Genomic DNA, 19,838 nt, shown 5'->3' on the forward strand with positions numbered 1-19,838 from the left:
ATCATGAGTTTATCCCGCCCGGCGTTGTCCCGAGGGGTGGTTGCGCGGATTGGCCGCCGCTCCCGTGACCGCGCGCCGCCCGCGCCGCCGGCGTCTCCCGCGCCCCCACACCACCGGGGGACGCAGCCGGTTCGCGAGATCGACCAGCGCGGTGTGATCCCGCTCGGTGCCGGCCTGCCCGGCGACCTCGCGGACCACCTCGGACAGCTTGAGCCGGTCACCCGCGACGACGAACTGCGCGTACTCGATCTCCGCCCGCAGCCCGGCGCCCGAGGCCGCGTCCACCTCCAGTCCGGCCACCCATCCCCTGGCCCGGTCCAGGTCCGCGGCGGCCGGCGCGTCGGAGCCCGGGATCGGCAGCACGGCGGTCAGCAGGCGTACCACCGCGATCCGCGCCTCGCGCTCGAAGCGGAACTCCGCCGCCAGCCGCTCGGCGACGGCCACCGCCTCCGCGCGCCGCCCGGCCAGCAGATGCACCCGGGCCAGGCCGAAGCCCGCCGCGCCGAGCGCCGGAGCGGTGTCGAAGACCGTCCCGTAGTGCAGTTGGGCCACCTGGAGGTCGCCGCGCAGCTCGGCGCAGAGCCCGAGCGCCAGCCGCGGGATCAGTTCGCCCGGCAGCGCGCGGCGCACGCCCGTGAACTGCTCGGTCGCCCGGGTGGCGTCACCACGGGCCAGCTCGATCAGACCGCGGTACCAGGAGCGCAGCCAGTGCCCCGGCGGCAGGTCCGCCGCCGCCAGGGCCTCGCGCGCCGCCTCCGCGTCGCCGCGCCGGAGCGAGATCCGGCACGCGGCGAGGGCCCCAGCGGCCGCGCCCTGGGCCGGCGGGTGATCGGGATCGGCCAGCGGAGCCGGAAGCGCCTTCGCGACCTCGCCGGGGGCCGGCGCGGCGAACGGCGCGGACAGCGTGAGGAAGGAGTCCGCGCTCGGGCCGGCCGTGAGCCAGTGGTCGAACGGCCGGGGGGCGCCGAGCCCGCCGTGCAGCGGCTCGGTCATCGAACCGAACAGCGCCGAGGCCCGCTGCACCGGGCGTCGTCCCGGCACGGCCGTCACCACCTGCCGGATCACCCCGCTGAGCTGCTCGGCGAACTGCCGCGCGGAGACGAATCTGCGCTCCGGCACCGCGCTGTCCGTGGCGCGCGCCAGCAGCAGGTGCAGGCTGTCGACACCGGGCGCGGTGCGGTCGCGCAGCTGCGCCCGGCACAGCTCGGTCAGTGTCATGCCGAGGCAGTACAGGTCGAAGCCGGCGGTCGGCCGCAGGTGTTCCGGGTCCGGTCGCGGCGCGCGGTGCTTCGGGGGCGCGTAGGCCTCGGTGTATTCGGCGACCGGACCCGTGTCGCGCACGGTCCGCACCGACCCGAAGTCGATCAGCCGCACCCGGTCGCGCGGCCCGACCGCGCTCTCCTCCTTGAAGCGGATGATGTTCGAGGGCTTCACATCGCAGTGCAGCAGGCCGCGCGCGTGCAGATAGTCCAGTGCCTGGAGGATCTGCAGACCGTGCGCGAGCACCACTTCCAAAGGGGTGTCGGCCCGCGCCGACAGCGGTGCGCCCGGAACGTATTCGAGCACCAGGTAGGACCCCTCGGGCTCGTAGCTCAAGATGCGCACGATGCTGTCGTGCCGCAGCCCGACCAGCGCGTCGCGCTCCTCCTCGGCGGTCTTGGCGACCGACTGCCGCTTCAGGGCCTTGAGGACTACGTCCGTGCCGAGATTGCGGTCGTGGACGAGATACGCCGTGCCGTACGAACCGGAGCCGAGCGCGCGCTTGACCTCGTAGCGCCCGGCGATGGTCTCGCCGCCGCGCGGCTGGGCGAAGTCGAAGGCGGCGCCGCAGCTCGGGCAGTAGCCGGCGGCCCGGCCCGGCGTACCGCCGTGCCCGCGCCCGACCGGCCGCCGGCAGGCGGGATCGGCGCAGAAGCGGTGCTCCTCGCCGATGTACTCGTACGCCTCGGCCGGCACCTCGGCGGTGTCCGGTACGGCGCCGATACCCACCAGTTCGAGCCCCCACCAGGGGTCCGGGCGCACATTCGCCACGCCGACGGCCGCTCCGGTCCGGCCGGCGCTGTCGGCGGGCGGCGCCGCGGCGGCCGGCTCCGCCACCGGCCGCCGGTCGCACTCCGCGCAGAACCCCTGCTCGTCGATCACCCCGCGACCGCAGTCGGGACGATTGCACCGGGCCACGGCTCACTCCTCGTCGATACGGCGATTGACCTCGTCCACATACCGCTTGACCAGCACCCGGGCGGACACCAGGTCGATCGGCGGCGTCCGCAGCTCCCGGGCGGCCGGGGCGTGCAGCTCCGCGAGCCGGCCGTCCTCGGCGCCGAAGTACCGTTCGGCGCGCAGCCGGTTCAGCTCCAGGGTGCTGCGCAGGTCCTCGCAGTCGGTGATCAGCCGCCGCATCTCGCGGTCGAACCGCTCGACGGCGGCGCCGGCCGCGACCGCCTCGGCGCGGATCGCGGCCAGTTCGGCGTTCGGTTCGGTGCCGCGGGCCACCGCGAGCCGCACCCGCAGCCGCGGGGCCGCGGCCGGCGGCAGCGGCGGCGGCTGGAAGAAGTGCAGTCCGCGCCGCGCCTGCAGCCGCCACGCGGCCTCCTCGTCGGCCGCCAGCAGCTCGACCCGGTGCTGTGCCTCCGCGCCGGTCGCGGTCGCGGCGCCGCCGCCGACCAGCGGCGCCGGGTCGAGCAGCACCTCGTGGGCCAGCCCGGCCGGCGGCCGCCCGTCGAATCCGAGCACCAGGCGGATGCCGCGCGAGCGGGCCCGCACCGCCAGCGGGCCGAGCAGTTCGCCCACCAGCGCCTCCGGGTCGCCCGCCCGGTCGACCCCGCTGACGACCAGGCACACCGGCGGCTTGAGGCGCAGCAGACGGCGTACGAGGTCGGGGTCGTCGGCGCGCAGGCCGAACCGGTCGGCGAGATAGCCCCTGACCTCGGCGATCGACTTGCTGCGGGCGTCGTACGCCGCGTCGATCGCGCCGAGGCCGAGCACCGTGTCCCCGGGCGCGCCGGTGAGTTCGGCGTCCGAGACGGTGGCCCGGGCCGCCGGGTCGGCGGTGCGCACCAGGCGCACCAGCCAGGAACTGCCCGCCCCGGTGCCGCCGCCGGTGCGCACGACGACGGTGCCCGACCACTGGCCGGCGAGCAGCCTGGTCAGTTCCCTGGTCAGCGCGAGCCGCAGCGTGTCGCTCAGTATGTCGGCCGGCGACATGTCGTCCGACAGCCTCAGATGGTTGGCCAGACCGCCGGCGACATAGCGCCCGACCTGCGGCAGATAGGCGAGCACGGTCTCGGTCGGCAGCATCCAGGCGGCCCGGGCACCGGAGTTGACGTAGTCCGCCACCACGATGCCGATGACCCGGCCGGTGAACTCCCCGCTGAGCGCGACCACCCCGGCGCCGGAGTAGCCCTTCTCGATCCACGGACTGCCGGACCGGATCTGGTTGAGCAGCCCCCACTCGCCCTCCCGGCCGCCGGAGCCGGCCAGTTCGGCGTCGGTCCCGATGCCGTAGGGCTCGGCCGGCGGGAATCCGTACACGCGCACCCGGCCGCCGGAGATCGGCGCGCGCCACAGACTCGCGTGGCCCCGGCAGCCGACGGGCTCGTCGAGCCTGAGCAGCGCCACGTCCCCGCGCCGCGTCCCGTTCCTGTGCACCCACGACTCGGGCGCCACCCGCGCGGTGACACTCCACTCCGGGGTGCACGCCACACTCTTGATCCGTACATGCGACGCGGTCCCGCCCGGTGACGCGCCCGCGTATCTGACGACATGCGCACAGGTGAGGACATGCCGCTCGTCCAGCAGCACGCCCGCGCCGCAGGGTGTCCCGTCGCCGTCGTCCACTCTCACACGCCAGGGATCGTCGTTGTGATGATGCGTTCCCATGCGTTCACGGTACGGCGGTCGACACGCCGCGTCCGGCCCTTTCGCGTCTTGGGACGGGGGGACACGACGGCAGCCGGCGGGCCGGCGGGTAGGGTGCCCCCGAACCGCGGTCCAGGACGGGTCGCGGCCACGGCGGAGGAGCGAGGGATGGGCACGTCGGCGGGTCCCGTACGGCCCGGCGAACTGAGCCGCCGGCTCGGTGTGTTCGACGCCGTGGTGATCGGGCTCGGTTCGATGATCGGCGCCGGGGTCTTCGCCGCCCTGGCCCCGGCGGCGTCGGCGGCCGGGTCCGGGCTGCTGCCGGCCCTGGCGGCCGCGGCCCTGGTCGCGTACTGCAACGCCACCTCGTCGGCCCGGCTGGCCGCCCGCTACCCGTCGTCGGGCGGCACCTACGTCTACGGCCGCGAACGGCTCGGCCCCTTCTGGGGTTATCTGGCCGGCTGGGGTTTCGTGGTGGGCAAGACCGCCTCCTGCGCGGCGATGGCGCTGACCGTCGGCTCGTACGTATGGCCGGGGCGGGAGCATGTGGTGGCGGTGGCCGCGGTGATCGCGCTGACCGCGGTGAACTACCTGGGAGTGCGGAAGGCGGCCTGGCTCAGCCGGGTGATCGTCGCCCTGGTGCTGCTGGCCCTGGCCGCGGTGGTGGTGGCCTGCGCCACCAGCGGCGCCGCCGACGCCGCCCGCCTCGGCATCGGCCCGGACACCGGCTTCGGCGGGGTGCTCCGGGCGGCCGGCCTGCTGTTCTTCGCCTTCGCCGGCTACGCCCGCGTCGCCACCCTGGGCGAGGAGGTCCGCGATCCGCGGCGGACCATTCCGCGGGCGATCCCGCTGGCGCTGGGCATCACGCTGGTGGTGTACGCGGCGGTGGCGCTCGCCGTGCTGGCGGTGCTCGGCCCCGGGCACCTGGCCCGGGCCGTGGCGCCGCTGGCCGACGCGGTACGGGCGGCCGGAGCCCCCGGCCTGGTGCCGGTGGTGCGGGCGGGTGCGGCGGTCGCCGCGCTGGGCTCGCTGCTCGCGCTGATCCTCGGCGTCTCCCGTACGACACTGGCCATGGCCCGTGACCGCCACCTGCCGCACGCGCTGGCCGCCGTGCACCCGCGCTTCGCGGTGCCGCACCGCGCCGAACTCGCGGTCGGCGCCGTGGTCGCCGTACTGGCCGCCACCGCCGACCTGCGCGGCGCGATCGGCTTCTCCTCCTTCGGCGTGCTGGTCTACTACGCCATCGCGAACGCCGCCGCCTGGACCCTCACCGCCGCCGAGGGCCGGCCCGCGCGGATCGTGCCGGTCCTCGGCCTGGCGGGCTGCCTGCTGCTCGCCTTCGCGCTGCCGTCCGCCGCGGTGCTGTCGGGAGCCGGGGTGCTGGCACTCGGCGCGGCCGGCTACGCACTGCGCCGGACCGGCGCCCGCGGCTGACCCGCCGCCGGGCCGGCCGGGTCAACCGCCCTCCGCCTCGCGGATCTGGGCCCGGCTGTCGGCGGGCGACAGGTCCGAGTCGAGGAAGGGGCCGGATGTGGGCAGGCTCAGATGGAGCTCGGAGGAGGTACTGATCGCGATCTCGCCCCGGGCCAGCCGGAAGTCCAGCGCGTGCCCGCCGCGGGTGTGCGTGTCGTCGAGGAAGTGCAGGTGGTAGCCGGCCACCGAGACGCCCTGCTCGTAGTCAGGGGTCCGGAAACCGGCCAGGGTGCCCGTCACCTCGGTGAAGTCGGTCTCGGCCTGGCCGCGGGTGGCCTCGGTCAGCGGCGGATAGGGAGGGGTCTGCCGGGCGACGGTCCGGGTGCGCACCGAGGCGAACTCCCCGGTGATCCGGACGCCGTAGACGAGGTTCGCGCTCGGGATGGCCCGGTCGATCAGCGCGAACGTCTCCTTACGGCCGGCGCCCGACGGCGCCGGCAGCGTCACACTCGGCGAGAAGCGGGTGACCGCGGCGAACGGGGTCAGATCGGTGGGAGCGGCCCGCTCCGCGCTGCCGTCGGCGCGCACATGGTGGCAGACACCGTCGAGGACGACCATCTCGCCGTCGAGCCGGTTGAAGGTGCCCAGGCCGAAGTCGCCGTGGGACAGCAGTTCGGCGACCGTCACGTCCCCGTCGTAGACACCGTCGAGCAGCGCCCCCATGGTGCTGGTCTGGTAGACCTCCCGGGCGCGGGCGTCGTCGTGGCCGGCCCCGCCGGAGGCCGAGCGGTGCGCCAGCATCGTCCTCGCCCACCGGTCGAAGCGTTCGAACGCGGTCTCGGAACGGCTCACGTCTCCTCCTCGTCCCCGGCTGTCCGCCGCCCGCGGCTACTCGAAGGGGTCCTCGTGCAGCTGGGCGGCCAGGTCGGTGTTGCGGCTGTAGTCCACCGGCACATCGATGACGGAGGGGCCCTCCTCGGCCAGCGCCCGCCGCAAGGCGGTGACGAACTCGTCCTCGGTGGTGGCCCGGTGCCCGTGCGCCCCGAACGAGGCCGCGTAACCCGTCGCGTCGTAGTCGCCCAGCTGGACGCCCGACTTCCGGCCGTACTTGAGCACTTCCTGGAAGCCGACCATGTCATAGGTGTTGTCGCGCATGATCACATGCGTGAAGCTCAGCCCGAGACGGTTCGCGGTCTCCAACTCCTGGGCGGAGAAGAGGAATCCGCCGTCCCCGGAGACCGAGACGACCTGGGTGCCCGGCCGCAGCATGCTGGCGGCCATCGCCCACGGCAGCGCCACACCGAGCGTCTGCTGGCCGTCGCTGAACAGCAGACGGCGCGGTTCGTACGCGCGCAGGTGCCGCGCGACATAGATGTAGACCGACCCGATGTCGCAGGCGATCGTCGCCCCGTCGTCGAGTTCCTCCCGCAGTCTCAGCACCACCGAGGCCGGGTTGAGGCCCCGGGAGGTGTGAGCGCCGGCCCGGGCGGTGTCGTCGATCCGCGCCAGGGCGGCGCGCTGCCGGTCGGTCTCGGCCCGGAAGCTGTCGGACACCCGGAGCCCGGACAGCTCCTTCGCCAGTTCCGCCACGGTGCCCGCCACCTCGCCGCGCAGTTCGAGCGCGGGCTGGTAGTGGTTGTCGATGCCCGCGGGGATCGCGTCGACGTGCACGACGGTGCGGCCGACATCGGTGTTCCACAGCTCCGGGTCGTACTCCACGGCGTCGTAGCCGACCGTGAGCAGCACGTCCGCGCGGCTGACGACGACATCGCCCGGCTGGTTGCGGAACAGGCCGACCCGGCCGACGTAGTGGTCCTCCAGCGCGCGGGACACGGTGCCGGCGGCCTGGAAGGTCTCCACCACCGGCAGTTCGGTGTCGGCGATCAGGGCGCGGAGCGCCGCGCAGCTGGCGGGATCGGACCCGCGCGCCCCGACCAGCAGCACCGGCCGCTCGGCGCCGCGGACGAGCCGGGCGGCGCGCCGGATCGCGTCGGCCGGCGCCGGGCCCAGCCGGCCGACCGGCAGCGGCCGGGTGACCGTCGCCTCGGTGCTCGCCGCGAGCACGTCCATCGGCAGCACCACGGCGGCCGAACCGCGCGGTTCGGTGACGGCGGCCCGGAAGGCGTTCATCAGCGTCTCCGGCACGTTGTCCGGATCGCCGACCTCACCGGTGAACTTGGTGACGGTCTCCAGCATCGCCGCCGCGTCCATCGACTGGTGGGTGCGTTTGAGCCGGTCCTCGCGCGCCACCGCGCCGCACAGCGCCACCACCGGGTCCTGCTCGGTGTTCGCGGTGAGCAGGCCGGTCGCCAGATTCGTGGTCCCCGGCCCCGAGGTGACCAGGACGACCCCCGGTTCGCCGGTCAGCCGGCCGACGGCGGCGGCCATGAAGGCCGCGTTCTGCTCGTGCCGGCACACCACCAGCCGCGGGCCGCTGTCGGCCAGCGCGTCGTAGACCGCGTCGATCTTGGCGCCCGGGACACCGAAGATGAAGCGGACGCCCTGGGCGTCCAGCGTCTCCAGCAGCCGCTGGGCGCTGCGGACCGCTACGTCGTCTGTCGCGCTCATCGGTGACCCGCCCTCCGTGGTGTGTGCGCCACCCGCCGCGGGACGGCCGCCCGGGCGCTGTCGCGGGCCCGCCCGGCTGCCTCCCATCGTCCCATCCCGCCGGGACCGCCGCATGCGGGACCGCCGCACGCCGGGTGGCGGCCGGGCCACGCCCGGTCACGGGCATGCCGGTGCGGACCTGCCTCAGTGGCCCAGCGTCAGTGGCCCAGCGTCGCCCGCAGTCCGGGCTGGAGCAGCTCCGCGTGGGCGCGCACCATGTCGTCGCAGAGGTCCCAGATCCGCTCGACGGGCAGCGCCGCCGCGGTCGCCGGGTCGGTCATGGCGGCCTGCCGGATCGAGCGCGGGTCGTCCTGGAGGGCGGCGCGGACGACGAGGTCGTTCATGCTCAGATAGGCGCGGTTGAGCGCCGCGCACTGCGCGGGCAGCGCTCCCACCCGGGTCGGCTGCACACCCGACGCGTCCACCAGGCAGGGGACTTCGACCGTACCGGTGGCGGGCAGGTTGTCGATCAGACCGCGGTTGGGCACATTGCCGTAGACGGTGCGCGGCGTGCCGGTGGTTACACTGTGGACGACCTGCGGCGCGTACTCCATCGTCCCCTCGACCGGCAGCCGTTCGCCGCTGGCGAGCGCCGCACGGGTCCGCTCGTAACTGGCCTCGTTCTCGTCCACGATGCCGAGGTAGGCGCCCACCGGCAGCCGCAGCCGGTCGAGTTCGCCGTCGTGGTGCAGATACCAGGGGACGTACTCCGCCGAGTGCTCGCTGGTCTCGGTCGGGTAGTAGCCCAGGCGGCGGTACATGTCGACCCGGACCCGGCGGCGCAGTTGGGGATCACCGGCGATCAGGGCGTCGAGCCGGGGGTAGAGGTCGGCGCCGTCGTGCTCGAAACGCAGCAGCCAGGCCTGGTGGTTGACGCCCGCCGCCCGGTACCGGATCTCTTCGTAGGGCACCCGCAGCAGCTCGGACAGGTCCCGCACGGTCCAGTACACCGAGTGGCACAGCCCGACCACCCGGGTCAGCCCGGTGGCCTGCGTCAGGTACTGCACGTTCATCGCCATCGGGTTGGTGTAGTTCAGCAGCCAGGCGTCGGGGCAGACCTCGGCGATGTCCCGGCCGAGCGCCTTGAGCACCGGGAAGGTGCGCAGCGCGCGGAAGATGCCGCCGACGCCGAGGGTGTCGCCGATCGTCTGGCGCAGGCCGTAGCCGGCGGGGACCTCGAAGTCGGTGCGGGTGGAGGCGCGCATACCGACCTGGATGATGTTGATCACGAAGTGCGCGTCCGCCAGCGCCGCGCGCCGCTCGGCGTGCGCGGTGATCCGCGGTGACGCGCCGCGCACCTCGGCGATCCGGCGGGCGGCGCCCTCGGCGGTGGCCAGGCGTTCCGGGTCGATGTCGTGCAGCGCGATGTGCGCGTCCTTCAGCTCGGGGAAGGCGAACAGGTCCGCCAGCAGCCCCTGGGTGAACACGACGCTTCCGGCGCCGATGAAGGCGATCCTCGTGGGAGTCATCACTGGTTCTTTCCGTTGCGGGAGACCGCTGCGAGAGCTTCGGCCCAGGTGGGCTGGGCGGCGGTGCCGCCGAAGGCCCGGGTGGACAGCGCGCCGCAGGCGGCCGCCAGATCGAGGGCCCGCGCCAGCGGCAGGCCGGACAGTTGGGCGGCGACGAATCCGGCGTCGAAGCTGTCGCCGGCGCCGACCGTGTCGCGGGGTTCGGCCGGGACGCCCCGGGTGCGGGTCAGGGTGCGGCCGTCGTGGGCCAGCGCGCCGTCGGCGCCGTCCTTGACCACGACCAGCGGCCCGCGCGCGGCGAGTTCGGCGGCGGCCTCCTGCGGCGTCCGGGCCCCGGGACCGGCCAGGGCGCACGCCTCGGCCGCGTTGGGCAGCAGGATGTCGGTGGCGGCCAGCACCGCGCCGAAGTCCGGCGGCGCCCACCGCCCGCTCGGGTCGTCGTTGGTGTCGAGCGAGGTGGTGGCCCCCGCCTCGCGCGCGGCGCCGAACAACGTCGGCAGCGCCGCGGCCAGTTCGGGCATCAGGAAGTACGAGGCCGCGTGCACGTGCCGGCAGCCGGTGAGCAGCGCGGCGGGTACGTCCTCGGCGCAGGTGGCGCTCAGCGTGCCGGCCGCGGTGAGGACGGCGCGGTCGTCGTGCCGGTTGAGCACCACCGTCAGCGGGGTGGGCAGGTCGGGGTCGAGCCGGAGCGCCCCGGTGTCCACGCCGCGCGCGGCCAGCGCGTCGCGGACGAAGCGCCCGGCGTCGTCGTCGCCGACCCGGCCGGCGAAGGCGGTGCGCAGGCCGAGCCGGGCGGCGCCGCAGGCCATGATCGCGGCCGAGCCGCCCAGGGTGAGCAGACCGGTGTCGACGAGTTGTTCGCGCTGGCCGAAGGCAAGCGGGGCGTCGAGCGGTCCGAGGACGACATCGGGGTTGGCGTCCCCGATGACGAGCAGGTCGAAGTGGTGCGGCATCCGGTGTCCCGTGGTGGTGGAGGCGGTCGTGGTCGGTGGGGCGCCGGGCTCGGCGGGGCGGCTCAGCCCTTGAGACCGGTGGAGGTGATGGACTGCAGGAAGGACTTCTGCGCGGCCAGGAAGGCGAGCAGCACCGGCGCGACGGTGATGGCGTTGCCCGCCATGACCGCCGACCACTTGGTGTGGTGCTGGCCCTGGAAGGTGGTCAGGCCCAGTTGCAGGGTGTAGTGGACGTCGTGGTTGATCGCGATCAGCGGCCAGGTCAGATCGTTCCAGGTGGTGAGGAAGGTCAGCACCGCCACCGTGCTCAGCGCCGGGCGCGACAGCGGCAGCACGATCAGGAACAGCACCCGCAGCCGTGAGCAGCCGTCGATCCAGGCGGCCTCCTCCAGCTCCCTGGGCAGCGACAGGAAGAACTGCCGCAGCAGGAACACCGCGAACGGCGTGACCAGCGAGGGGACGACGAGGGCCCCGAGGGTGTCGATCAGCCCGAGCTTCCTCATCACCAGGAAGGTCGGGATCATCGTGAGCTGGAAGGGGACCGCCATCGTCGCCAGCATCAGCGTCAGCAGCGTACGGGAGCCGGCGAACCGCATCCGGGCGAAGGCGTAGCCGCCGAACGCGCCGAACAGCAGATTGGACACCACCGCCACCGACGACACGATCAGCGAGTTGGCGAACCAGCGCGGGAACATGGCGTTGCCCAGCACATACCGGTAGCCGCTCAGATGGATGCCGTGCGGCCACAGGGACGGCGGGAAGCGGTTGATCTCCGCGTCGCTCATCACCGAGCTGAGCAGCAGCCAGATCAGCGGTACGGCGAAGAGCAGGGCGAGCGGCGCGAGCAGCAGGTGCCAGGGACTGAACGGCAGCCCCTTCGAGCGGCGCCCCGAGGCGGATGTCGCCGTCATCGTGCGGCTCCTTCGACAGGGGTGGTCCCGCGGCGCCGTGTCAGGCGCGTCGCGGCGGCGACGACGAGCAGGGCCACCGCGAGTACGTACGCGGCCGCCGCCCCGTAGCCGGCGGTGAAGTTCTGGAAGGCCTGCTGCCAGACGAAGTACACGACCACGGTGGTGGAGCCGATCGGGCCGCCCTTGGTGGTCACGTAGACCAGGTCGAAGACCTGCAGGGCGTTGACGGTCTGCCACAGCAGCAGGAACACCGTGACCGGGGTGAGCGCCGGCAGCACGACATGGCGCAGCAGGTGCCGGCGGCCCGCGCCGTCCAGCCTGGCCGCCTCGATCAGGGTCGGCGGCACGTCCTGGAGCGCGGCCAGATAGATCACCACGCACAAGCCCGTGCTGCTCCACAGCGAGATGCCCACCAGGACGTACAGCGCCTGCCCGGGGTCGGTGAGGAAGCCCTGCGCGGACAGGTGCAGCGCGTGCAGGACGGAGTTGGCCGCGCCGAACTGCGGGTCGAGGATGAAGGAGAAGAGCACGCCCTGGGCGGTGTCGGAGATGATGAACGGGACGAAGATCAAGGTGCGGTAGAGGCCGACCAGCCGGATCCGCCGGTTCAGGGCGAGCGCGAGCGCCAGCCCGAGGGCCATGCTGAGCGGCACATACAGCGCCGTGTACACCAAGGTGTTGCCGACCGCCTGGCTGAAGTGCGGATCGTGGCCGAGCGCGCGGTAGTTGTCCAGGCCGACCCAGCGGCTGGGGGTCACCAGGTCGTCGGCCTTGAAGGACAGCAGCAGCGACCAGACCACGGGCACCACGCCGAGCCCGAGGATGACCACGACCGAGGGCGAGATGAAGGCCCAGGCGGCGGCCGACTCACGGCGGCGGCCCCGGCGCCGGGCCCGCAGCCGGTCGCGTTCGGTGTCGGAGAGGGTCAGCGGGGCGGGCAGCGGTGGCAAGGCGGGCTCCTCAACGCGGGATGAGCAGGGCGGCGTTGGCCTCGTCGGCGCAGCGGCGCAAGGCTTTGGCGGGACTGCTGCGGCCGAGCAGCACCGACACGATCGCCTGTCCGAGCGACTCCGAGATCCGCGCGTACGCGGGGTGCGCCGGCCGGACCCGGGCGTACTCCAGGGACCGGGTGAACACCGGCAGCCCCTGGGTGGCGGACTCCCGGGCCTGCCAGGCGGCCAGCTTCTCGGTGCTCCGGCTCAGCGGCAGGCTGCCGTCCTCGATGTCCCAGCGCACGTCCTGGGCGGGCTGCATCAGCCAACTCACGAACGTGCGCGCGGCCTCGGCCCGGGCGGCGCCGTTGTCGAAGACCGTCCAGGTGTCGGGTCCGGAGATCGTCATCGGCCTGCCGCTGTAGCTGGGCAGCGGCACCACGTGGTGGTCGACCTTCGCCGTGATGATGTCCGGCAGCCCCCAGGGCCCGGTGACGACCATGCCCATCCGCCCGGAGTTGAAGACCTGGTACATCTGCTCGGTGCCGGGCTTGGGGTCGATGTAGACGCTCTTGGCCCGGGCGAGCCCCTGGACGGTCTCCAGCGCCCGCACCCCCGCGTCCGCGAAGCCGATGCCCTTCCCGTTGGCGGAGATCACGTCCCCGCCCAGGTCCCACACCATCGGCCACAGCCGCCACACCGTGTCCTCGTCGCCGACGCCGGGCCAGCCGGTGCCGAACACACCGCGGCCGGCGTCGGTGAGGCGGGCGGCGGTGTCCTGGAACTCGTCCCAGGTCCAGCCCGCCCGCGGCAGCGGCAGCCCGGCGGCGCGGAACAGCTTCGTGTTGCACACCACGGCCAGCGAGTCGAGCAGCGCGGGTGCGGCCCGCACCCGCCCGTTGACGGTGACCGCCTCGCGGGCCGGCCGCCAGTAGTCGGACCAGGGCACCGGCAGGTGGCCGACCATGTCGGTCAGATCCACCACGCGCGGGCTGCGGGCGACGCCGGCCAGATCGGAACCGAAGACGTAGGCGATGTCCGGGTACGAGCCGGAGGCGAGCGCGGCGGTCACCTTCTGCAGCATCGCGTCGGACAGCACTCCCGCGCCCGGGTTGACCCGGATCTTGGGATGGGCGCGGTTGAACGCCTGGACCAGGGCTTCGATCGCGGCTCGGCCGGTGTCGGTCTGGCCGTGCCACAGCTCGATGGTGACGCGGCCGTCCGCGCCGACGCCGTCGCCCGTGCCCGCGCCGCACGCGGTCAGCGCGGCGCCGGCCGCGGCGCCGAGCGCGGCGCCCGAACCCCGGCGCAGGACGCGGCGGCGCGACGGCCCGGCGGGAAGGGAACGGCCGAGAGCCATCGGACCTCCAGGGGGGCAGAAGGGGAACACAACCGGAGGGGTGGATTCCGGTCGGCGGGCGGACGCGGCCCGGGGCGGATCACCGGCCGGAGCCGCCCCGCCGGGGGTCAGCAGGTCTGACGGACGTATCCGCCGGTGCCGAGGGGAACGACGTCCACGTCGCGGCGCACGATGCTCAGCGTGCCGCCGTAGCCGCCGCACGCCTTCGTCAGGCCCTTGGCCGTGTACTCGATGACGATGACCTCGTTGCCGTACGCGGCGGTGTAGGAGCCGCACTCGCTGTAGTCCGCGCACTCCTCGGCAATGGCGAAGTCCAGCCCGTTGGCGGCGTGGTCGCCGGACAACTCGGCGGTGTTCTTCTGCGCGATCGCCAGGCCCTTGCTGTGCGCGTGCGCCGACAGCAACCGGATGTACGCCTCGGCCTCGGCCTGGGTGAGGTAACCGGGGAAGCGGTCGAAGGTGTCGAAGTTGTCCGGCTCGACGGCCTGGAAGCCCTTGGCGGCGCAGCCGTCGATCCAGCCGTCCACCGTGTCGGCGATCCGCTGCCGGTTGCCCGCGGTGCGGATGTCGAGCACCGCCTCGTCCCAGTCGGGGTCCTTGACGACCTTGCCCTTGGCGTTGTGCAGCAGCAGGTCGGCGTCCCACTCGCCCTCGGCGCCCTCCTGGGTCTGGAAGGCGTTGACGTAGCAGATGGTGTAGAGCCCGGCGGCCGGCGAGGCGTCGTGGTCGCGGCTGACCACGGAGACCCCGGCCGGCGGGGTGTACGCGCCGCCGATCTGGTAGTCGAAACCGGCGTGGGCCGGCGGCGGTGTCACCGGGCCGGCGGCTCCGGCCGGTGCCGGGCTGAGCAGGGGCAGGGCCATCGCCGCGGCGGTCGCCGCGACCGCCGCGATCCATCGGCCTCGGGAGGTGCGGAGCTGATCGGTGCGCATCATCGGACTCCGGATGATGGGGGATACGTCCCCGCCTCGGAAGCTGACAGCCATCCTGGCGACTCAGTCCGGGCTTGCGGCGCTGGGCCGGCCACCGGCTAGGCGTACCTCTGCGCCGAGTGTTCGATCCGGCGTTGCGGGAAGTAAAGCGACCGGGGTTCACCCTGTCAAGGGCCGTCCAGCGGCCGGATTCCCGGGCGGAGCCCGCTTTCCGCCGACTTGCCCGCGGCGGGGCGGGCCGGCCCCGCCGGTCATCGGTGTCCACCGTGCCCCCCGCTCCGTCGGGAGCAGGGGGCTGGACTCGCGCTAGGCGCCGATTCCTTGGGGAAAGGTGAACAGGCCGTCCGGGTCGACGCGGCGCTTGACGGCCAGCAGGCGGTCGTAGTTGGCGCCGTAGTAGGCGGTGCGCCAGTCGGCGAGGTCGGGGTCGGCGAAGTTGAGGTAGGAGCCGCCGGTCGTCCAAGGGGTCAGGGAGTCGTGGAGGTCGGTCAGCCAGCGCAGATTGGCCTCGACCAGAGCCGGGCTGTCCTGCTCGCCCCAGGAGGTGTCGAGACTGACCAGGTAGTGCGCGTCGCGGTGGGGGAAGGCGGTGCTCCCGGGGTCGACGCGGTTGATCGCGCCGCCCCACCCGAACAGCGCCATACCGCAGCCGTCCGGATTGCCGCCGCCGGGCCAGCGGTCGAGCTGCTCCAGGGCCGTGGCGACCGCCTGCGGGGGCAGCGGCTCGGCCGCGAAGTGGGTCCGGACGGCGAACGCGCCGGCCGACGTCTCGTGCGCCAGGTAGTCCTTGCCCTCCCAGAAGGTGCGGTCGGCGATGTCCTCGCGGAACGGCCGGGCCACCGCCAGCAGCGGATCGAGGAGTTCGCGCAGTTCGGCGGAGGGGCCCAGGTGCAGGCCGATCGCGGAGACCGTGATCCCGGTGCCGGCCGACCTGCTGGCACCGAGCCGGGCCGAGAAGGCGTCCGGCGCCCGGCGCATGACCTCCTGCGCCACCTCGAACACCTTGAGCGCGTCGGGGCCCTCCCACAGCAGCAGGAAGGTGGAGACGTCGGCGATCGGCACCGCCTGGAAGGTGAAGGAGACGTTGACGCCGAAGTTGCCGCCGCCGCCGCCCCGGCAGGCCCAGAACAGGTCGGTGTTGTGCTCGGCGTCGCAGACCAGCGACTCCCCGTCGGCGGTGATGATCTCGGTGCGGACCATGGTGTCCGCGGTGAGCCCGAGGGCGCGCGAGGTGGCGGCCGAGCCGCCGCCGAGGGCGAGCCCGGCGACGCCCACCGTCGCTCCGTTGCCGAGCGGGAAGACGGCCTGGTGCGGGGCGACGGCGGTGTAGACCGCTTCCGTCAGCGCGCCCCCGCCGGTGACGACCAGTCCGGTGGAGCCGTCGACGGTCACCGAGCCGAGCGCCTGGAGGTTCAGCACCAGGCCGGAGTTCACCGAGTAGCCGCCGTAGCTGTGGCCGCCGCCGCGCGGCACGATCGGCACGCCCGTCTCACGTGCCCACCGCACCGCCTGCCGCACGTCGGCGACATCGGCGGCGTTGAGCACACCGGTCGGCACGGTTCGCGTGTACCGCCGGTTGAACGGCGCGCTCCCGTCCTGGAATCCGGCGTCGCCCGGGCGCAGCAGCCGGCCCGTGACGCTTTTCGCCAGCCGCCCCCAGTCCGCCTCGGACGCGCCGGCCGAACCGCCCGCCCCGCCGCCTGCGACAGCCGCCACCGCTCAGCTCACCTCTTCGATGTAGGAGACTCCGGTCGCCGCGTTGTCCCCGTAGCGCTCCCAGCTCTCGTGCAGCCGCAGACGGCCGTCCGCGGTGAGATCGGGAGTGTTGACGGTCCGGCCGCAGACGACCTCGCCGGAGGTGAAGACGATGGTGTAGCCCATGCGCAAGGTGCCGTCCGGTTCGCGGGTGCCGGCCGTCCATCCGCGCCGCACCCCGCCGCCGGCCACCTCGCCCCAGACGAAGTCGTCCTGCTGGTGATAGACGGCGATCGTCTCGGTGTCCCCGTCCGGCGCGCGAAATCTCCGCCCGTCGTAGTCGATCACGCGGTCTCCCCGACTCGGCCGCCGTCACGGCGGGACTGTTCGGCGTCGGCGAGGGTCGTCAGGAATTCCGCCGCCATCTCCTCGCCCCACCAGATCGCGTAGTAGGCGAAGTCCTCGTCGTGCTCGTTGGTGATGCTGTGCTGCACCCCGGGCAGTAGGTGGGCGATGTCCCCGGCCGCGAACTCCTTGCGGGTGTCACCCGCGAGCACCGTGGCGCGGCCGGACATGCAGATGAAGATCTCCCGTTCGCTGTGCGCGTGGGGCTCCGAGACATCACCGGGGCGCAATACGCACCAGGCGCCGCGGAATGGTGCGTTCAGCCCCGGCCACGGGTGGAGCAACTTCAGATCCAGGCCGTGCGCCCGGGTCAGGTGCTCCGACTCCAGCGCGCGGATGGTCAGCTCGGCGTCCCGGCCGTTCGTCCGGTCGGTTTCCTGGTCGGTCACAGTCCCACTCCGATCGGCATCCCATGGTTTTTCCCCGGGATCATCCTAGAATCGGGCCGCTCCCTTTCGACAGGGGAGTTTTTCCCTTCCACTCGGGAATCTGCGGGGATTGGCGGGGCCGCGACCGCCGATCCGGAATTCGGTTCGTCAAACGCGGCCGAGACCCGCGTCCCGCGCCAGCACAATGGCTTGGGACCGGTCGGCGACACCGAGCTTTCCGAAGATCACCGAAACCCGGTTGCTGATGGTCTTGGAGGCGAGGGCGAGTTCACGGGCAATGGTGGAGTTGGATTTACCGGCCGCGATATGTTCGAGGACATCGCGTTCCCTGTTGGTCAGCTGGGGGAACGGATAGAAATGCTGTCCCGAAGCCGGCCGGATGAGCGCGCTCAGCCGCCCGGCGATCGACCGGTCGACGATCGCCTCGCCGGCCGCCACCGCCTGGATGCCCAGCACGATCTGGTCCGCGGTGGCCGTCTTGCCGAGGTAGCCCCGCGCCCCGGAGCGGAAGGCCGCGACGATGGCCCGGTCGTCGTCCACCGTGCTGAAGACCAGGACTCCGGTGTTCGGCAAGGCACGTAACACCTGCGTAATGACCCGCGCGCCTGCCAGTTCGTCCATCAGCGGGTCCACCATCAGGACGTCGGGCCGGCACCGGGAGGTCTCGGTGAGCACCTCGTCGGCCGCGGCGGCCTCCCCGACCACCGAGATGCCGCCGAAGTGTTCCAGCACCGAGCGCACGCCGTGGCGGATCGCCGGCTGGGCGTCGGCCAGCACCACGGTGAGCGGCGCGGCCGGGTCGCGCACGCCGGCCGGCCGCGGTTCGGCGTCGGATCGCGGGCCCGTAAACTCGCTTCGAGTAGCGCCATGTGACGGCAGTGACCGTTGTAAAGTATTGGTGCCTTCCTTGTGATCCATCTACCCCTCGAAAAAGTAGTTCCCACAAGTCGGTCTTTTGCGTGGTACGGCCCGGGCTAGGTGTCAGGATGCTGCAAGGATCATCCTTCCGCAAGGCCGCCGCGATCCCGGTGGGGTACGCCGGGTGCGACGACGGGCTGATCCGTTCGGCGTGACACGCGCACGGATGGATAACGCGGTGCCCGCCAAATGGTTTACCGCCGTCGTCGTTCTATTCATTCGCCCGGACTCCGGGGGAAAGCGCCGCGCCGCTTTCCCCCGCCCTCACGACCCGGCCGCGCCGATCGGACTCGTCTGCCGCATGATCGACTCCCGCTCCCGCCAGTGCGACCAGAACGCCCCGGTGTAACCGTGGCCGCTGAGACTGGTGAGGAAAGGGTTGTCCGCGTAGTTGTTGTCGTACTCGCTGGAACCGGCCAGGGTGGGGAGCATCACCCGGTAGTGCTCGGCCGGGTCGACGAGGTCCCACAGCTGCTGCACCGGCCGGATCCACCGCGTGGTCGGATCGGCGGCGTCCGCCGGGTCCTCCAGCAGCTCGGGCGAGAAGTAGCAGACCAGGCGGAAGTCGCCGTGCTCGTCGAACATGAACTGCCGCTCGTACTCCACCGGTCCGGAGCACTTCGCCAGCGGCTTGAGCACGATCGGCCCGGTCGCGGTCTCGGACTGGAGCCCCGGTATCGTCCGCACCCCGTCGCACCGCTCCGCCATGGCGGCGCCCATCGGCGTGTAGGGGAACAGCCGCAGGCCGAGCGAGAAGCCCGTCACCGTGGCGTCCAGCGCCATGAAGGCGTCCACGCAGGCCCGCATGGACTCCGGCGTTTCCCCCGGCATGCCGAACAGTGCCTCGACCATGGTGAGCATTCCGTTGGCGTGGCACAGCCGCACCAGGTTCTCGGTGTCGGCGAAGTCGTAGTAGGAGGTGCCCTTCTCGGTGACCTTCCAGCCGCGCAGGATGTCGTCGCGGACATGGTCGGAGCCGACGTTCACCCCGCGGCAGCCGGCGGCCGCCAGCAGTTCCGCGAACTCCTCGTCGAACGGCCGGGGTTGGCAGTACACCCACAGCCGCAGCTCGTTGAGGGGGTTGGCCGGATCGGCGTGCTTGCGGCGGACGATCTCGCGCAGCAGGTTCTTGGCGTGGTTGATCGACAAGTTGAACTCGCTGTCGGTGGTGTGCTGGTCGAGCACACCCTGGGCGGTGAGCGACTCCATCTCGTCCACGACCGCGCTGACGTCCCGCCGGCCGAACCGGGTGCCCTTCGCGTCGGGCTCGACGCAGTGCGAGCAGCGGTAGCTGCACCCGTTCTTGGTGAGGATGCCGCCGAGCCCGCCGCGCTGGTAGTAGAGCAGGTTGTCGACCTTGTACGGCGTGCCCGAGCGGCGTACGTACGTGGCGACTCCGTCGGTCTGCCACACCCGGGGCTCGAACTTGCCGGTGGGTGAGGGCTCCACGGCCTGGCCGTGCCGGAGGGTCAGCACGGTCGGCGGCACCCGGGTGACCCCCTCGGGGGTGTTGCGGATCAGGCCGGGGACGGTGGCGGTGTCGCGTCCGGTGACCAGCGCGTCGGCCAGGTCGCAGATGATCACCTCGCCCGGTCCCTTGACGCCGTAGTCGACGCCGAACCAGTCGACCAGCGCGAAGGGCATGGTGGAGAAGCCGATGCCCCCGCAGATCAGGGGAGCGTCGGTCAGCCGCTTGATCTCGGTGATGATCTCCTTGTGCTCGCCCACGAACGGGCGCTGCTCAAGGGCGTAGACGGTGTCGGTGTTGCGGACGGTGACGCCGACGAGCATCGGGTCGCGCACCGCGAAGTACTCGGCGAGGTAGGACTTCCAGTCTTCCCGGTGGAAGGTGAGGTCCAGCACCTCGACGTCGAATCCGGCCGCCTCCAACGAGGTGGTGAGCACGTCGAGCGCGTAGGGGGCGATCGGCGGGTGCACCTTGTTGGGGTTGACCAGCAGCACAAGACCTCTGCTCGTCGTGCTCATTTGGTCTCCT

At 72.8% G+C, this 19,838-nt stretch carries 16 protein-coding genes; 1 reads left to right on the plus strand and 15 read right to left on the minus strand.

Translation table 11 applies throughout. The features are described from left to right. Positions 1–9 precede the first annotated feature (9 nt). Positions 10–2,178 carry a tetratricopeptide repeat protein gene (locus tag ACFO3J_RS07135; protein WP_386427248.1) on the minus strand — a complete coding sequence of 723 codons (2,169 nt, stop codon included), beginning with the start codon at positions 2,176–2,178 and terminating at the stop codon, positions 10–12. Positions 2,179–2,181: 3 nt separating this feature from the next. Further along, positions 2,182–3,879 carry a trypsin-like serine peptidase gene (locus tag ACFO3J_RS07140; RefSeq protein WP_386427250.1) on the minus strand — a complete coding sequence of 566 codons (1,698 nt, stop codon included), beginning with the start codon at positions 3,877–3,879 and terminating at the stop codon, positions 2,182–2,184. A gap of 147 nt (positions 3,880–4,026) precedes the next feature. Between ACFO3J_RS07140 and ACFO3J_RS07145 the strand changes: the two genes are divergently transcribed. Beyond that, positions 4,027–5,292: an APC family permease gene (locus ACFO3J_RS07145; protein WP_386427252.1), complete on the plus strand. Its 1,266-nt coding sequence runs from the start codon at positions 4,027–4,029 to the stop codon at positions 5,290–5,292. Between the two features lie 21 nt (positions 5,293–5,313). Here ACFO3J_RS07145 and budA read toward each other — a convergent pair whose 3' ends face one another. The 13 genes from budA to tsrT form a co-directional block, all read right to left on the minus strand. Then, positions 5,314–6,123, minus strand: a complete 810-nt coding sequence (gene budA, locus ACFO3J_RS07150; protein WP_386427254.1) for an acetolactate decarboxylase — start codon at positions 6,121–6,123, stop codon at positions 5,314–5,316. Between the two features lie 36 nt (positions 6,124–6,159). Then, a complete protein-coding gene (gene alsS / locus ACFO3J_RS07155; RefSeq protein WP_386427256.1) occupies positions 6,160–7,839 on the minus strand; it encodes an acetolactate synthase AlsS in 1,680 nt (559 codons plus the stop codon). Between the two features lie 197 nt (positions 7,840–8,036). Continuing rightward, a complete protein-coding gene (gene melA, locus ACFO3J_RS07160) occupies positions 8,037–9,347 on the minus strand; it encodes an alpha-glucosidase/alpha-galactosidase (RefSeq protein WP_386427258.1) in 1,311 nt (436 codons plus the stop codon). Beyond that, positions 9,347–10,300, minus strand: coding sequence for a carbohydrate kinase family protein (locus ACFO3J_RS07165; protein WP_386427260.1), 954 nt, complete (start codon positions 10,298–10,300; stop codon positions 9,347–9,349). Before ACFO3J_RS07165 ends, melA begins: the two co-directional genes overlap by 1 nt. A gap of 62 nt (positions 10,301–10,362) precedes the next feature. Beyond that, a complete protein-coding gene (locus ACFO3J_RS07170) occupies positions 10,363–11,211 on the minus strand; it encodes a carbohydrate ABC transporter permease (RefSeq protein ID WP_386427262.1) in 849 nt (282 codons plus the stop codon). Next, on the minus strand, positions 11,208–12,161 hold the full coding sequence (locus ACFO3J_RS07175) for a carbohydrate ABC transporter permease (protein ID WP_386427264.1): 954 nt from the start codon (positions 12,159–12,161) through the stop codon (positions 11,208–11,210). Before ACFO3J_RS07175 ends, ACFO3J_RS07170 begins: the two co-directional genes overlap by 4 nt. Positions 12,162–12,171: 10 nt before the next feature. Continuing rightward, positions 12,172–13,503: an ABC transporter substrate-binding protein gene (locus ACFO3J_RS07180; RefSeq protein WP_386427266.1), complete on the minus strand. Its 1,332-nt coding sequence runs from the start codon at positions 13,501–13,503 to the stop codon at positions 12,172–12,174. A 107-nt stretch (positions 13,504–13,610) separates the two neighbouring features. Then, a complete protein-coding gene (locus ACFO3J_RS07185; RefSeq protein WP_386427792.1) occupies positions 13,611–14,435 on the minus strand; it encodes an endo alpha-1,4 polygalactosaminidase in 825 nt (274 codons plus the stop codon). 306 nt (positions 14,436–14,741) lie between these two features. Next, entirely contained in the window at positions 14,742–16,151 is a 1,410-nt protein-coding gene (locus ACFO3J_RS07190; RefSeq protein WP_386427268.1) for an FAD-binding oxidoreductase, read from the minus strand. Between the two features lie 3 nt (positions 16,152–16,154). Beyond that, positions 16,155–16,478, minus strand: a complete 324-nt coding sequence (locus ACFO3J_RS07195) for a hypothetical protein (RefSeq protein ID WP_386427270.1) — start codon at positions 16,476–16,478, stop codon at positions 16,155–16,157. Beyond that, a complete protein-coding gene (locus ACFO3J_RS07200) occupies positions 16,475–16,924 on the minus strand; it encodes a cupin domain-containing protein (protein WP_386427271.1) in 450 nt (149 codons plus the stop codon). The genes ACFO3J_RS07195 and ACFO3J_RS07200 overlap by 4 nt, the downstream gene beginning before the upstream one ends. A 147-nt stretch (positions 16,925–17,071) precedes the next feature. After that, positions 17,072–17,842 (minus strand): LuxR C-terminal-related transcriptional regulator, encoded by a 771-nt coding sequence (locus ACFO3J_RS07205; protein WP_386427273.1) that lies wholly within the window; start codon positions 17,840–17,842, stop codon positions 17,072–17,074. A 264-nt stretch (positions 17,843–18,106) separates the two neighbouring features. Further along, complete coding sequence (gene tsrT, locus ACFO3J_RS07210) at positions 18,107–19,828, minus strand: tryptophan 2-C-methyltransferase (protein ID WP_386427275.1); 1,722 nt, start codon at positions 19,826–19,828, stop codon at positions 18,107–18,109. Between the last annotated feature and the right edge of the window lie 10 nt (positions 19,829–19,838).

It is taken from the genome of Streptomyces polygonati (genome assembly GCF_042650325.1).
GTDB lineage: Bacteria > Actinomycetota > Actinomycetes > Streptomycetales > Streptomycetaceae > Actinacidiphila > Actinacidiphila polygonati.

Excerpts from the sequence above, each read along its gene's own strand:
- ACFO3J_RS07205 (WP_386427273.1), bottom strand. The coding sequence starts at position 17,842 with ATGGATCACAAGGAAGGCACCAATACTTTACAACGGTCACTGCCGTCA.
- ACFO3J_RS07165 (WP_386427260.1), bottom strand. The coding sequence starts at position 10,300 with ATGCCGCACCACTTCGACCTGCTCGTCATCGGGGACGCCAACCCCGAT.
- alsS (WP_386427256.1), bottom strand. The coding sequence starts at position 7,839 with ATGAGCGCGACAGACGACGTAGCGGTCCGCAGCGCCCAGCGGCTGCTG.
- ACFO3J_RS07185 (WP_386427792.1), bottom strand. The coding sequence starts at position 14,435 with ATGCGCACCGATCAGCTCCGCACCTCCCGAGGCCGATGGATCGCGGCG.
- ACFO3J_RS07145 (WP_386427252.1), top strand. The coding sequence starts at position 4,027 with ATGGGCACGTCGGCGGGTCCCGTACGGCCCGGCGAACTGAGCCGCCGG.
- ACFO3J_RS07140 (WP_386427250.1), bottom strand. The coding sequence starts at position 3,879 with ATGGGAACGCATCATCACAACGACGATCCCTGGCGTGTGAGAGTGGAC.
- tsrT (WP_386427275.1), bottom strand. The coding sequence starts at position 19,828 with ATGAGCACGACGAGCAGAGGTCTTGTGCTGCTGGTCAACCCCAACAAG.
- ACFO3J_RS07180 (WP_386427266.1), bottom strand. The coding sequence starts at position 13,503 with ATGGCTCTCGGCCGTTCCCTTCCCGCCGGGCCGTCGCGCCGCCGCGTC.
- melA (WP_386427258.1), bottom strand. The coding sequence starts at position 9,347 with ATGACTCCCACGAGGATCGCCTTCATCGGCGCCGGAAGCGTCGTGTTC.
- ACFO3J_RS07170 (WP_386427262.1), bottom strand. The coding sequence starts at position 11,211 with ATGACGGCGACATCCGCCTCGGGGCGCCGCTCGAAGGGGCTGCCGTTC.